The organism is Nocardiopsis sp. NPDC049922 (genome assembly GCF_040660275.1).
Classification (GTDB): Bacteria; Actinomycetota; Actinomycetes; order Streptosporangiales; family Streptosporangiaceae; genus Nocardiopsis.
On sequence record NZ_JBFAME010000008.1, the window covers coordinates 139,888 to 152,551 of the forward strand.

Annotated in this window: 13 protein-coding genes; 6 read left to right on the forward strand and 7 right to left on the reverse strand. The window is 72.9% G+C overall.

Annotated features, from left to right (window positions below; translation table 11 throughout):
- Positions 1-99: 99 nt before the first annotated feature.
- Positions 100-1,221 carry an alpha/beta fold hydrolase gene (locus AB0I72_RS16720; protein ID WP_358568814.1) on the reverse strand — a complete coding sequence of 374 codons (1,122 nt, stop codon included), beginning with the start codon at positions 1,219-1,221 and terminating at the stop codon, positions 100-102.
- 92 nt (positions 1,222-1,313) lie between these two features.
- Positions 1,314-2,963 (reverse strand): MFS transporter, encoded by a 1,650-nt coding sequence (locus AB0I72_RS16725; RefSeq protein ID WP_358568816.1) that lies wholly within the window; start codon positions 2,961-2,963, stop codon positions 1,314-1,316.
- A gap of 387 nt (positions 2,964-3,350) precedes the next feature.
- Between AB0I72_RS16725 and AB0I72_RS16730 the strand changes: the two genes are divergently transcribed.
- Genes AB0I72_RS16730 through AB0I72_RS16745 form a run of 4 tightly spaced genes read left to right on the forward strand, consistent with a single transcriptional unit; the run spans position 3,351 to position 7,258 of the window.
- Positions 3,351-4,382, forward strand: a complete 1,032-nt coding sequence (locus tag AB0I72_RS16730) for an iron-siderophore ABC transporter substrate-binding protein (protein WP_358568819.1) — start codon at positions 3,351-3,353, stop codon at positions 4,380-4,382.
- 19 nt (positions 4,383-4,401) lie between these two features.
- Positions 4,402-5,418, forward strand: coding sequence for an iron ABC transporter permease (locus tag AB0I72_RS16735; protein ID WP_358568822.1), 1,017 nt, complete (start codon positions 4,402-4,404; stop codon positions 5,416-5,418).
- A 29-nt stretch (positions 5,419-5,447) separates the two neighbouring features.
- Positions 5,448-6,467 carry an iron chelate uptake ABC transporter family permease subunit gene (locus tag AB0I72_RS16740; protein ID WP_358569241.1) on the forward strand — a complete coding sequence of 340 codons (1,020 nt, stop codon included), beginning with the start codon at positions 5,448-5,450 and terminating at the stop codon, positions 6,465-6,467.
- On the forward strand, positions 6,464-7,258 hold the full coding sequence (locus AB0I72_RS16745; RefSeq protein ID WP_358568825.1) for an ABC transporter ATP-binding protein: 795 nt from the start codon (positions 6,464-6,466) through the stop codon (positions 7,256-7,258). Before AB0I72_RS16740 ends, AB0I72_RS16745 begins: the two co-directional genes overlap by 4 nt.
- Here AB0I72_RS16745 and AB0I72_RS16750 read toward each other — a convergent pair whose 3' ends face one another.
- Positions 7,259-7,747 carry a MarR family transcriptional regulator gene (locus AB0I72_RS16750; RefSeq protein ID WP_358568828.1) on the reverse strand — a complete coding sequence of 163 codons (489 nt, stop codon included), beginning with the start codon at positions 7,745-7,747 and terminating at the stop codon, positions 7,259-7,261.
- A gap of 10 nt (positions 7,748-7,757) precedes the next feature.
- Complete coding sequence (locus AB0I72_RS16755; protein WP_358568831.1) at positions 7,758-8,369, reverse strand: helix-turn-helix domain-containing protein; 612 nt, start codon at positions 8,367-8,369, stop codon at positions 7,758-7,760.
- Between the two features lie 82 nt (positions 8,370-8,451).
- On the opposite strand from AB0I72_RS16755, the gene AB0I72_RS16760 reads away from it, so the two are divergent.
- Positions 8,452-8,868 carry a VOC family protein gene (locus AB0I72_RS16760; protein WP_358568834.1) on the forward strand — a complete coding sequence of 139 codons (417 nt, stop codon included), beginning with the start codon at positions 8,452-8,454 and terminating at the stop codon, positions 8,866-8,868.
- 107 nt (positions 8,869-8,975) lie between these two features.
- Positions 8,976-9,602: a TetR/AcrR family transcriptional regulator gene (locus AB0I72_RS16765; protein WP_358568837.1), complete on the forward strand. Its 627-nt coding sequence runs from the start codon at positions 8,976-8,978 to the stop codon at positions 9,600-9,602.
- Positions 9,603-9,654: 52 nt separating this feature from the next.
- Here AB0I72_RS16765 and AB0I72_RS16770 read toward each other — a convergent pair whose 3' ends face one another.
- Genes AB0I72_RS16770 through AB0I72_RS16780 form a run of 3 tightly spaced genes read right to left on the reverse strand, consistent with a single transcriptional unit; the run spans position 9,655 to position 12,664 of the window.
- A complete protein-coding gene (locus tag AB0I72_RS16770) occupies positions 9,655-10,866 on the reverse strand; it encodes an acyl-CoA dehydrogenase family protein (RefSeq protein ID WP_358569244.1) in 1,212 nt (403 codons plus the stop codon).
- The gene (locus AB0I72_RS16775; RefSeq protein ID WP_358568840.1) at positions 10,866-11,885 is read right to left on the reverse strand and encodes a phosphotransferase family protein; all 1,020 of its coding nucleotides are present in this window, start codon (positions 11,883-11,885) and stop codon (positions 10,866-10,868) included. The genes AB0I72_RS16770 and AB0I72_RS16775 overlap by 1 nt, the downstream gene beginning before the upstream one ends.
- On the reverse strand, positions 11,882-12,664 hold the full coding sequence (locus AB0I72_RS16780; RefSeq protein ID WP_358568843.1) for an SDR family oxidoreductase: 783 nt from the start codon (positions 12,662-12,664) through the stop codon (positions 11,882-11,884). The genes AB0I72_RS16775 and AB0I72_RS16780 overlap by 4 nt, the downstream gene beginning before the upstream one ends.

Sequence of the window (12,664 nt, forward strand, 5' to 3'; positions counted from 1 at the left end):
GCGCCTGGCCTCACCCTGGCACATCCCGCCGCACGACGAAGGGGACCGACCCCCGTGGGGGAGTCGGTCCCGTTCAGTGTCGGCGCGGGGCGTCGAGGCCTAGCCGATGGACTCGGTCAGCCACGCGTCCATGTCCTCGAAGACCGTCTCGGCGTTGCGCTCCAGGCCCATGTAGTGACCGGCGTCCGGCACCACCAGGGTGCGGACGTCGGGCGAACCGCTGTACAGGTCGGCCTGCAGCTGGACATCCTGGATACGGGCGTCCTCCTCACCGAAGACGATCTGCACCGGGACGTCGATCTCGTCCATGCGCATCAGGTCGACGTAGATCGCCGAGGTGATGGTGGACATGTCGTTGCACGGGTGCGCGTTCTGGAGCGGGGTGACCGCCTCCAGCATCTCCGGGGTGGCGTCGGCGAAGTTACCGGTCAGGAACTCCTCGGTGCCGTTGTCGTAGTAGTTGTAGCCCTCGGGCAGCTCGGGGCGGGGGTCCTCCATCGCCGGGCTCATCCGCTGGAGGCAGCCGCCGGTCGCGGCGATGAAGCGCTCGTCGGCCTCCGGGGTGAAGCCGAGGTCGCCCCAGCCGTGCACGGACAGGCCGTCCACGTTGCCGAACGAGATCGCGGCGATGTTGACGATCAGACCGCCGTTGGACTGACCGGCGAGGACGACCTTGTCGAACTCGGGGATGTGGCGGCCCGGGATGGCGCCCCGGTCGACCGAGCGGTCGAGCTCGTAGTCGCCCTCGCGCAGCTGCTCGACGATCTGGTTGGTGACGTCGGCCTGGGCGCCGATGCAGGTGTCGTAGCCGTTCGGGACGCCGCTGTCGTCGTAGCCGAGCCGGTCGATGCTGACGGAGATGTGGCCGCGCTCGGCCATCTCCTCGACGTGGTTGTAACCCTCCATGTCCATGTTCCAGTACCACTCGCCGCCGGCGATGCCGTGCTGGTACATGGTGACCGTGAGGTCGCGGGGGCGGCCGCGGAAGGCGTCGGCGGGCGCGGTCAGGTGACCGGCCACCTCGTAGGTCTCGCCGTCGGTGTTGCACTGCACGGCCGACCGGTTGACGTTCTCCACCTCGAAGGTGACGGGGAGCTGGATGATGTCCCCACCGCCCTGGGCCGAGGTGTCGGGCTCGGCGAGCGCCGAGCCGGCGGCGGGCACGACGACCAGCCCGAGGGCGGTCGCGGACGCGAAGATCGCCTTGTTGATCCGTCGCATGATGGCCTTCCTATTCCTTGTGAGAACTGCGTCGTCCCGGAAAGGACTGGGGGTTGGCGTTGATGTGGGGTGCGGGCCGGGGCCCGCGGGTCTCAGTGCGCGTCTCCGGCGGGTTCGGAGCGCGGCGTGGGGACGGGGGTGTCGGTGTCCGCGTCGGGGGTCCGGTCGGTGGACGCGGCGGTGCCGGCTCCTGCGGGCGCGCCCTCGCCCGCCGAGGGCCGGGGCTCGCGCAGCAGGCCGATGATGAAGGGCACGCCCGCCAGGCAGACCGCCGCCAGGATCCACAGCGTGAGTTGGAAGGCGTCGGTGTAGGAGGCGGCCATGACGCCGAACACCTCGGTCTCGTCGCCGGTGACCGTTCCGGCCGCTCCGGTGAGGTCGCCCTGGGCGACCTGGTTGGCCAGGGCGCCGATGTCGAGCGCCTCGTCGGAGGTCACGGCGGGCAGCTGTTCGGTGAGGTTGGTCTGGGTCAGGCTGACCAGGAAGGCGCCCATGCCCGCGACCGCGATCGCCTCGCTGGCCAGGCGCATGGTGTTGAACATCCCGGCGGCCATACCGGCGCGGGCGGGTTCGACGGAGCTGACCGCGGCGCCGTCGATGATGCCGAAGGAGACGCCGACGCCGGAGCCGATCACCATGAGCGGGCCGAGCAGCCCGACCAGTGCGGTCTCGGGGGTGAGCGTGGTGAGCCAGGCGGCGCCGAGCCCGATGAGGAGCATGCTCAGGCCGAGCAGCCAGCCGACGGGGATGAAGCGCAGCATCTGGCCCGCGAACAGCGGGAGCCCCATGACCGGGACGGTCAGCAGCATCATCGTCAGGCCGGAACCCTGCGGGGACATCCCGTTGACGCCGATGAAGTAGGAGGGCAGGAAGACCAGCAGGCACACGAAGCCGAAGGCGAGCAGGACCGGCACCAGGCACACCGCGATGAAGCGGGGGTTGCCCAGCAGGGAGAGCTCGAACATCGGGCGCCGCTGCACCCGCTCGGCCACCACGAACGCGACCATGAGCGCCGCCGCGAGGGCGAAGCCGCCGAGTACGACCGGGTCACCCCACCCGCGCTGGGGCCCCTCCACCACGCTGAGCGTCAGCAGGAACAGGCTGCTGGTGAAGGTGACCGCGCCCCACCAGTCGACGCGGGTGGCGTCGGGGTCGCTGGACTCGGGGAGCTTGGCCACGCCCAGCAGGACGAGACCGGCGATGATCGCCTGCGCGATGAACACCCCGCGCCAGCCGAACGCGCCGACGAGCAGCCCCGCGGTCGAGGGGCCGAGCGCCAGCCCCATGCCGAAGGAGGCGCCGAGCATGCTGAAGGCGCGCGCCCTGGTGGCCGGATCGGTGAAGACCTGGGCGAGCAGGGCGGACCCGGCGGTCATCACCGCGGCCGCGCCGGCGCCGGAGACGCCGCGCAGGACGTCGAGCAGGACGATGTCGCTGATCAATCCGCTGACCAGGGAGGACAGGGCGAAGAGGGAGAGTCCGAGGGTGAACATCAGGCGGCGGCCGAACAGGTCGGCCAGGCCGCCGCTGGCCAGCATGAAGCTGGCGAACATCACGTTGTAGGCGTGCACGACCCACTGCAACGGAGCCAGGTCCGTCTCCAGGTCGGTGCCGATGTCGGGGAGGGCGACCGACGATCCGGTGAGGGCCGCGGGCAGGAGCGCCGCGGCGACGCACACCAGGACCAGCGGCAGCCAGGACCGACCGATTCCCGTCGCCTGCGCGGTTGGGGGTCCGGACACGATGACGACTCCTTGCGAGGTTCCACGGGCAGAGGTGACTGATATCGATCAGAAGGAAGCATGCTGACTATAATCAGATATCTGATACTCGCGCAATCGCGTGCGGTTCGCCGGTCGCGGAGTGTGACCCTTCACACGTTCCCCGTGGTCGCGGAGGGCGACGGCGCGCGGTCCCGACGGGGGTCGCGCGCCGCTGGGGCGCGGGCGTGGCCCGTCGGGCGGTTTCAGAATTTTTGAAATGACGGGGAAGTGAGGTTAGACTTACCTTGGTTGTCGTCAGGTCCGTCCTGGTCCATCCCCCCGCGCGTCGCCCCTGGGACCCCCGTCCCCGCGCGGCCCTCCGGACACGAGGCGACCCTCCCCCGTCACGAAGAAAGCAGCGTCAGCATGGACTCCACCCCGCGCCGCCTCGGCGCTCTCGGATCGACCGCCCTCCTGGCCCTCGGCCTCGCCGCCTGCGGCGCCGGACCGGCGGAGCAGGGCGGAGGCGACTCCGCCTCGGCTGACGGCGCCTTCCCCGTCACCGTCGAGCACGCCCTCGGCTCGGCGGAGATCCCCGAGCGGCCCGAGCGCGTGGTCACCCTCGGACAGGGCTCCGCCGAGACCGCGATCGCCCTCGGCGTCACCCCCGTCGGCATCGAGAGCTACCCGTGGGGCAGCGACGAGACCGGCTACCTGCCCTGGATCCACGAGGCCGTCACCGAGGCGGGCGACGAGCTGCCCACCCAGTTCGCCGGGGCCGACGACATCGACTTCGAGGCCGTCATCGAACTGGAGCCCGACGTCATCCTCGCCCCCTGGTCCGGGATCACCCCGGAGCAGTACGACGTCCTCACCGACATCGCGCCCACGGTCGCCTACGCCGAGGAGGCGTGGAACGCCGAGTGGGACGAGCAGATCGAGGTCGTCGCCACCGCGCTGGGCCAGCCCGACGAGGCCGCCGGACTGATCGAGGACATCGAGGACCGGTTCGCCGCGGTCGCCGAGGACAACCCCGAGTTCGCGGACCTCGTCTTCTCCTACGTCTACACCGACGGCCCCGGCACCCTGGGCGTGCTCATGCCCACCGAGCAGCGCGTGGCCATGGTCAGCAACATGGGGCTGACCGTCGACCCGGTCGTGGAGACCTTCCCGGAGACCGAGGGCACCGACTCGGCGGTCATCGGTCTGGAGAACGCCGACCAGCTCAACGGCAGCGACCTGATCTTCACCTTCTACACCGACCCCGAGACTCGCGCCGAGATCGAGGCGCAGGACCTGTACGCGGCGATCCCGGCCATCGAACGCGGCTCCGTGGTCGCCAGCGACGACACCTCCTTCGTCACCGCGTCCTCGATCATCAACCCGCTCACCGTCCCCTGGGTCATCGACCGCTACGTGCCCCTGATCCAGGAGGCCGCGGAGAACGTCGACGGCTGACCTCCCTGACGGAGCGATCGTGAAGACACTCCCGGCACCGCCCCGGAGGGGTCCCGCCCGCACCGCCGTCGCGCTTGGCGCCGGTGCCGCGGCCCTGGCCGGGGCGGTCGTCCTGAGCCTCGCCCTCGGCGGGCGGCCCACACCGCCCGCCGAACTGTGGGCGGTCCTGACCGGCGAGGCGGACGAGTTCACCGCCGCCGTGGTGGCGAGCCGCCTCGCGCGGACCGTCGTGGGCGCCCTCTGCGGAGCCGCGCTGGCCCTGGCGGGCACCCTGATGCAGGGCGTCACCCGCAACCCGCTCGCCGACCCCGGTCTGCTCGGCGTCAACGCCGGGGCCGCGGCCGCCGTGGTCACCGCCACCGCCCTGTTCGGACCCACCACGACCACCGGGGCGCTCTGGTGGGCGCTGCCCGGCGCGATCGTGGCCGGACTCATCGCCCACGCCGTCGGCACCCGGGGCGGCGACGGCGGGGCGGCCCGCCTCGTCCTGGCCGGAGCGGTGGTCTCCGCGGTCCTGACCGCCTACGTGCAGGCGGTCGCACTGCGTATGCCCGAGGTGTTCGACACCTACCGGTACTGGGTCGTCGGCTCCCTGGCCGGACGGGACCTCGACGTCTCCCTGACGGTGCTGCCCGCCATCGCCGCCGCGACCGTCGTGGCCCTGCTCGCGGCCGGCGGACTCAACGCCCTGGCCCTGGGAGAGGAGGCCGCCGTGTCCACGGGGGCCAACACCGCGGCGGTGCGCGCCGCCGCCCTCCTCGCGGCGACCGTCCTGGCGGCCGCGGCGACCGCGGCCGTGGGACCCATCGGGTTCGTCGGCCTGGCCGTCCCCCACGTCGTCCGCGCCGCGGTCGGTGTGGACTTTCGCCTCCAGGTGCCGTTCGCCCTGCTCGTCGGCCCCACCCTGCTGCTGCTCGCCGACGTCGTGGGCCGCACGGTCGCCCGGCCGATCGAGCTCATGGTCGGCGTGGTCACCGCCTTCGTGGGCGCTCCCGTGCTCCTGTACGCGGTACGACGGATGCGGGGGACGACGTGAGCCGGGCGACGAGACGCCGGACCGGTCCCGTGCTGAGGGTGGGGCGGAGGATCGCCCTGCCGCTCCACGCGCGCGCACTCCTGTGGGCCGCCCTGTACGTCCTCCTCCTGGCGGGGACCGCCGCGCTCACGCTCACGCTGGGCCGTCTCGGCATCCCGCTCGGCCGACTGCCCGCCGTCGTCGCGGGGGCCGGGGAGGCCACGGAGACCTTCGTGCTCGACCGTCTGCGCGGGCCGCGCCTGACCGTCGCCCTGGGCGCCGGCGCGGCCCTGGGCATGGCGGGCGCCCTGTTCCAGTCGGTCACCCGCAACCCGCTGGGCAGCCCGGACGTGATCGGGTTGGGCGCGGGCGCCGGGGCCGGAGCGGCGGTCGCCGCGCTGCTGCTGCCCGGCGCCGTGTCCGTCCCCCTGGGGGCGCTGGCCGGATCGGCGCTGGCCATGGTCCTCGTGGCCCTGGCCACCGGCACCGGGCTGCGCCACCCCGGCCGCCTCATCGTCGCGGGCATCGGCGTGGCCGCCATGGCGCACGCCTTCACCCAGTACGTCGTCGCCGTGCTGGCCAGGAACGAGGCCGCCGTCCTGTCCGCCTACCTCTACGGGAGTCTCGGGGCGCGGTCGTGGGACCACGCGGCGACCATCGGGATCACGCTGGCCGCGGCCGTCCCGTTCGCCCTGGCCCTGGCCGGACCGGTCGCGGTCAACGAGATGGGCGACGAGCTGGCCGACTCCCTCGGCGCGCGGGCCGGGCGCACCCGCACGGCGGCCATCGTGCTGTCGGTGGTGCTGTCGGCCGCCGCCGTCGCGGTCGCGGGCCCGATCGCGTTCGTGTCGCTGACCGCGCCGCAGATCGCACGCCGGACGACCGGTGTGCCCGGCCCGAACCTGGCGGTGTCCGCCCTGGTCGGGGCGTTCCTGCTGGCCGCGGCCGACCTGGTCGTGCAGCAGGTCCCGGCGGCCGAGGGGCTGCCGGTCGGCGTCCTGACCATGGCGCTGGGCGGGGTGTATCTGTGCTACCTGTTGGTTCGTGAATGGCGAAGGGGTGTCGTGTGAGCGAGGGCAACGGTCCGGTGCTGGCCGCGGAGGGCCTGACCCTGGGGTACGGGGCCGACCCGGTCGTGCGCGACCTCGACCTGGAGGTGGCCGAGGGGGAGTTCACCGTCATCGTCGGTCCCAACGGCTGCGGGAAGTCCACCCTGCTCAAGGCGTTGGGGCGGGTGAACAGGCCGGTGTCCGGGCGGGTGCTGCTGCACGGCCGCGACGTTCGCGCCCAGCGGGCCAAGGCGGTCGCCCGGCGCCTGGCGCTCCTGCCGCAGAGCCCCCTCGCCCCGGAGGGCATCACCGTCCGGGCGCTGGCGGCGCGCGGACGGTTCCCGCACCACACGCTCCTGCGGCAGTGGAGTCCGCGCGACGAGGAGGCGGTCGACGAGGCGCTGGAGCTCACGGGGACGGCGGACCTCGCCGACTCCCTCGTGGGGTCGCTGTCCGGGGGGCAGCGCCAGCGCGCGTGGGTGGCGATGGTCCTGGCCCAGGACACCGGTGTCCTCCTGCTGGACGAGCCGACCACCTACCTGGACATCGCGCACCAGTACGAACTGCTGGAGCTGTTCGCCGACCTGCATCGGAAGGGGCGGACCGTCGTGGCGGTCCTGCACGACCTGGCGCAGGCCGCCCGGTTCGCCACCCGCCTGGTGATGATGGCGGGCGGTCGCGTGGTCGCCGACGGCACGCCGGAGGACGTGGTCACCGCGCGCCTGGTGGGGGAGGTCTTCGGGCTGGCCTGCGACGTGGTGCCCGACCCGCGCACCGGGACCCCGCTGGTCATCCCGCACGAGCGCACCTGATCAGCGGTCCCGCCGCGCCTTGTACTCCTCCCAGTGCGCCAGGAGGGTGTCGTGGTAGTCGTCCAGCCAGGTCATGTAGTCGTACATGTTGCGCAGGCGGGTGCGGGAGGGTGGGCTCAGCCCCGGTAGCCGGTCGAGCGCCGACCGGGCCAGTTCGCGCTGCTGCCTGAGGTAGCCGCGTTCGTTGCGCAGGAAGCCGCCCCAGACGTCCTCGTCCATGGTGATCAGCCGCGAGCGCCGGTCGGGCGCCTCCCTGAGGGTCACGAAGCCCAGGTCCACCAGGCGGCGCACGGACTGCGAGACCGACCCGCGGCTGACCTGGGCGCCCTCGACGATCTCGTCGGCGGTGACCGCCTCGCGGTCGGCGACCAGGAGGAAGCCGACGATGCGCCCCTCGGCGCGGGGGCGGCCCTGCGACTGCCAGTACTCGGAGAAGCGCCGGACGAAGTCGGCCTTGAACTCCCGCTCCTCCCGCGCGCGCTCCGACATGCCGGCCAGCCTATCGCCCACCGCGCGTGGCCGTGTCGGTCCGCAGCGAGTCCAGCATCCCCGACAGGGCCGTCCACACGTCCTCCAGGTCGCGGTCGGTTCCGGACGAGGCCAGCCACAGGGCCGCCTCGTTCATCGCGCCGGAGAGCAGGTGGGCGAGCGGTGCGATCGGCTGCGGGCGCAGCACGCCCGCGTCGGCCAGTGCGGTGAGCGCCTCGGCCAGGTGGCGGGCCGACCCGGCCTCGTCCATGGACCGCCAGGTGTCCCAGCCGAGGATGGCGGGGCCGTCGACGAGCATGATCCGCTGCACCCGTGGGTCCGTGCTGGCGGTGAGGAACGCCCGGCACCCCGCGGTGAGCCGGAGCCAGGGGTCGTCGTGGGCCTCGGCGGCGTCCGCCACCGCCGCGGCGACCTCCGCCTGGACCTCCTCCAGGACGGCGCGGAACAGGTCGGCCTTGCCGTCGAACTGGTGGTACAGGGCGCCCTTGGTCACCGAGGCCGCCGCGACGACCTGGGCCAGGCCCACCTCGGCGTATCCGTGTTCGGCGAACAGCCGACGCGCGTGCCCGACCAGTGCCCTCCGGGTCCGTTCCCTCTGCAGCGCGCGGGTGGTCGCGGCCATCGGGTCCCCTCCCTCTTGACATACCTCTGGTACGTCAATAGCATACCTTCACATACCGAGAGTACGTGAAAAGGAGTCGACCATGCGCCTGACCAGCTTCTACCCGGTGATCTGCACGTCCCGCATCGACGAGACGCGGGCGTTCTACACGGATCTGTTCGGCTTCGAGGTGACCTTCGAGGCCGACTGGTACGTGAGTCTGCGCCGCCCCGGCCCGCCCGCCCACGAACTCGCCCTCCTCGACCACACGCACCCCACGCTGCCGGAGGCCTATCGCTTCCCCGTGCGCGGACTGCTGCTGAACATCGAGGTGGAGGACGTGGACGCGGAGTGGGAACGGCTCGTGGAGCGCGGCGGGCTCACGCCCCAGCTGTCCCTGCGCAGCGAGGACTTCGGCCAGCGGCACTTCATCGTGGCCGACCCCAGCGGCGTCCTCGTCGACGTCATCACCCCGATCGAGCCCTCGGCCGCCTTCGCCGAGCAGTTCACGGACGGGTGACGTCCGCGGGCCCGTGCGTCGGCACGTGCATGGGGTACCAGCCGGTCGGTATGCTGTCCTGGTCGGTGGCGATTCGCCCCGTCCGGGGGTGCGAGGTGAGGCTGGACATGGCGCGAGGACAGCGAACGGCCGGATCGGAGGCCGGGGCCGTGCCCGAACGCGGGGCGGTGCCCGAGCGGCTGCTCGGGGCGGCGACGCGGCTGTTCGCCCAGCGGGGGTTCGAGGGGACCTCCGTCCAGGAGATCGTCGCGGCCGCCGGGGTCACCAAGGGCGCGATGTACCACTACTTCGGCTCCAAGGACGACCTGCTCTACGAGGTCTACGCGCGCGTGCTGCGGATGCAGACCGAGCACCTGGTCCGGATCGCCGCCCAGGACGCCCCGGTCACCGAGCGCGTGCGCGAGGCGGCGGCCGACGTCATCGTCACCAGCGTCGCCAACCTGGACGACACCGTCATCTTCTTCCGCTCGATGCACCAGCTGGACCAGGACAAGCAGCGCACCGTGCGCGCCGAGCGCAGGCGCTACCACGAGCTGTTCCGCGACCTGGTCCAGCAGGGCCAGGACGAGGGGGCCTTCCGCGACGACGTGCCCGCCGACCTGGTCGTCGACTACTTCTTCGGATCGGTGCACCACCTGGGGACCTGGTACCGCAAGGACGGCGCCCTGTCCGGCGAGGACGTCGGACGGCACTTCGCCGAACTGCTCATCAGCGGACTGCGCCCGAAGGACTGACGGAGGGCGCGGCCCCGGGCACGCGCGCCGGGCGCGTGCCCCGGGGCCGGAACTACCGGTACCGCGCCAGCTCGGCGCGGGCCAGGGACCTCAGGTGCACCTCGTCCGGACCGTCCGCGAACCGCAGTGCCCGGACGCCCGCCATCCACGCGGCCAACGGAAGGTCCTGGCTGACCCCCGCCGCCCCGTGCGCCTGGATGGCGCGGTCCAGGATCCACTCCACCGTGCGCGGCGTGGCGATCTTGATCGCCTGGATCTCGGTGTGGGCGCCCCGGTTGCCCACGGTGTCCATCAGGTAGGCGGTCTTGAGCACCAGCAGCCGCAGCTGCTCGATCCTGACCCGCGCCTCGGCGATCCACTCGCGCACCACCCCCTGGTCCGCCAGCGGACGCCCGAACGCCACCCGGTCCAGCACCCGCCGACAGGTCAGCTCCAGGGCCCGCTCGGCCATGCCGATGGCGCGCATGCAGTGGTGGATCCGCCCGGGACCGAGACGGGCCTGGGCGATCGCGAACCCGTCGCCCTCGCCGCCGACCAGGTGGTCGGCGGGCACGCGCACGTCCTCGAAGACCACCTCGGCGTGGCCGCCGTGGTCGCCGTCGTCGTACCCGTACACGCTCATGCCCCGCCGGACGGTCACGCCCGGGGCGTCGCGCGGCACGAGCACCAGGCTCTGCCGCCGGTGCCGCTCGGCGTCCGGATCGGTCCTGCCCATGACGATGAGGACCGCGCAGTCCGGGTTGAGCGCCCCGGTGATGTACCACTTGCGGCCGTTGACCACGTAGGAGTCGCCGTCGCGGGTGATGGTCGTGGCGATGTTGGTGGCGTCGGAGGAGGCCACGTCCGGCTCGGTCATCGCGAAGGCCGACCGGATCCGCGCCTCCAGCAGGGGCTCCAGCCACCGCCGTTTCTGCTCCTCGGTGCCGAACATCGCCAGCACCTCCATGTTCCCGGTGTCGGGGGCGGCGCAGTTGAGCGCGGCGGGGGCCAGCCGGGGGCTGCGGCCGGTGATCTCGGCCAGCGGCGCGTAGGTGAGGTTGGGGACGCCCCCGTGTTCGGGGTGGCCCGCCAGGAAGAGGTTCCACAGCCCCTGCCCGCGGGCCTTCTCCTGGAGTTCGCGGACGACCGGCGCGGTCGACCACGGGTCGTCGCGTTCGGCGAGCTGGGCCTCCAGCACCGGCTCGGCCGGGTAGACGTGGTCGTCCATGAAGGCCAGCAGCCGCGCGCGCAGCCGCTCGGTCTCCTCGTCGAAGGTGAAGTCCATCATTCCTCCCTCAGGGTGGTGTGGGCGCGCTCGACCAGCGGCGCGACCATCGCGCCGATCCGGTCGAAGCCCGCGCCGACGGTGAGGCCCCGGCTGTGCCGCAGGTGGATGCCCTCGGCGATCACCGCGAGCTTGAAGCAGCCGAAGGCCACGTACCAGGCGAGCCGGGACACGTCGCGACCGGTGGCCGCCGTGTACAGCTCCACCAGCTCGGCCGAGGACGGGAATCCCTCGGCGGAGGTCGCGGGCGCGGAGTCGCCGCCCACGTCGGTGGTCTGCTCCCGGTAGACGAGCATCAGCCCCAGGTCCACGAGCGGGTCCCCGAGGGTGGCCATCTCCCAGTCCAGGACGGCCGTGAGATCGCCCTCGGGGGTGACCAGGACGTTGTCGAGCCGGTAGTCGCCGTGCACGATCGCGGGCGCCGACTGCTCGGGGATCGTCCGCGCGAGGCGTTCGTGCAGCTCGTCGATCCCGGGGATGTCGCGGCTGCGCGAGGCGTCGAGCTGCGTGCGCCACCGCCCCACCTGGCGTTCCAGGAAGCCGACGGGGCGGCCGAAGTCACCGAGCCCGACCTTCTCGGGCGCCACCGCGTGCAGCGCGCCCAGCGTGGCCACGAGCGACTCCGCCGCGGCGCGGGTCCGCTCCGCGCCCAGCACCGCGATCTCGTCGCGGGTGCGGAAGGGGGTGCCCGCCACGTGCTCCATGACGTAGAAGGGCGCCCCGAGCACGTCGGGGTCCTCGCACAGGGCGTACGTGCGCGGGACGGGGACGGGGGTGTCGCGCAGCGCCGTCATCACCCGGTACTCGCGCGTCATGTCGTGCGCGGTCGCCAGCACGTGCCCCAGCGGCGGGCGGCGCACCACCCAGCTGCCCGTTCCGTCGGCGACGACGTAGGTCAGGTTGGACTTGCCGCCCGCGATGACGTGGCCGCTCAGCGGGCCCGCGACCAGCCCGGGCGCCGCGCGGTCCAGGTACGCCCGCAGCCGCTCGGGATCCAGTCCGGGAAGCTCCTCGGTCACGCCCCGTCCTCCCCGGTGAAGACGTTCGCCCTCAGGCGCCGCATCGCCGCCAGCCAGCCGTCGGTGTCGGTGGCCCGCGCCGCGTAGTACCCGGCGACCTGCGGGTGGGGGAGGATGAGGAAGCGCCCGTCCGCCAGCCCCGCCATGACCGCGTCGGCGGCCTCCTCGGGGGTGATCGCGTCCGCGTCCATCAGTGCCTTCCCGGTCTCCCCGCTGGCCTCCAGCATCGCGGTGCGCACCCCCATCGGGCACACGCACTGCACGGTGACGCCCCGGTCCCCGTAGGTGGCCGACAGCCACTCGCCGAACGCCAGGGCGGCGTGCTTGGTCACCGAGTAGGGCGCGCTGCTGAGCATCGTCAGCAGCCCCGCCGCCGAGACGGTGGACACGAACCGCCCCTGGCCCCGCTCCAGCCAGCCCGGCAGGAGCTCGCGCGCGGCGCGCACGTGCGCCATCACGTTGACCTGCCAGGACAGGTCCCAGTCGGATTCCGCCGTGTCGGGGCCGAACCCGATGCCCACGCCAGCGTTGGCCACGTAGAGGTCGATCGCGCCCAGGTGGGCGCCCGCCTCGGCGATGAGCGCCGTGACGCCCCCCTCGCTCGCCGCGTCGCCCGGCACGGCCACCCCGCCGATCTCGGCGGCCACGGCCTCGGCCGCGGCGGCGTCCAGGTCGTTGACGACCACGCGCGCCCCCGCCTCCGCCAGTCGGCGCGCGAGCGCGGCCCCGATCCCGTTGCCCGCCCCCGTGACGACGGCCCCGCGTTCGTGCAGCTCCAT

What these genes read in the sequence shown, in the direction of transcription:
- AB0I72_RS16720 (WP_358568814.1), bottom strand. Translation starts at nt 1,221, where the DNA reads ATGCGACGGATCAACAAGGCGATCTTCGCGTCCGCGACCGCCCTCGGG.
- AB0I72_RS16730 (WP_358568819.1), top strand. Translation starts at nt 3,351, where the DNA reads ATGGACTCCACCCCGCGCCGCCTCGGCGCTCTCGGATCGACCGCCCTC.
- AB0I72_RS16750 (WP_358568828.1), bottom strand. Translation starts at nt 7,747, where the DNA reads ATGTCGGAGCGCGCGCGGGAGGAGCGGGAGTTCAAGGCCGACTTCGTC.
- AB0I72_RS16755 (WP_358568831.1), bottom strand. Translation starts at nt 8,369, where the DNA reads ATGGCCGCGACCACCCGCGCGCTGCAGAGGGAACGGACCCGGAGGGCA.
- AB0I72_RS16760 (WP_358568834.1), top strand. Translation starts at nt 8,452, where the DNA reads ATGCGCCTGACCAGCTTCTACCCGGTGATCTGCACGTCCCGCATCGAC.
- AB0I72_RS16765 (WP_358568837.1), top strand. Translation starts at nt 8,976, where the DNA reads ATGGCGCGAGGACAGCGAACGGCCGGATCGGAGGCCGGGGCCGTGCCC.
- AB0I72_RS16770 (WP_358569244.1), bottom strand. Translation starts at nt 10,866, where the DNA reads ATGGACTTCACCTTCGACGAGGAGACCGAGCGGCTGCGCGCGCGGCTG.
- AB0I72_RS16780 (WP_358568843.1), bottom strand. Translation starts at nt 12,664, where the DNA reads ATGGAGCTGCACGAACGCGGGGCCGTCGTCACGGGGGCGGGCAACGGG.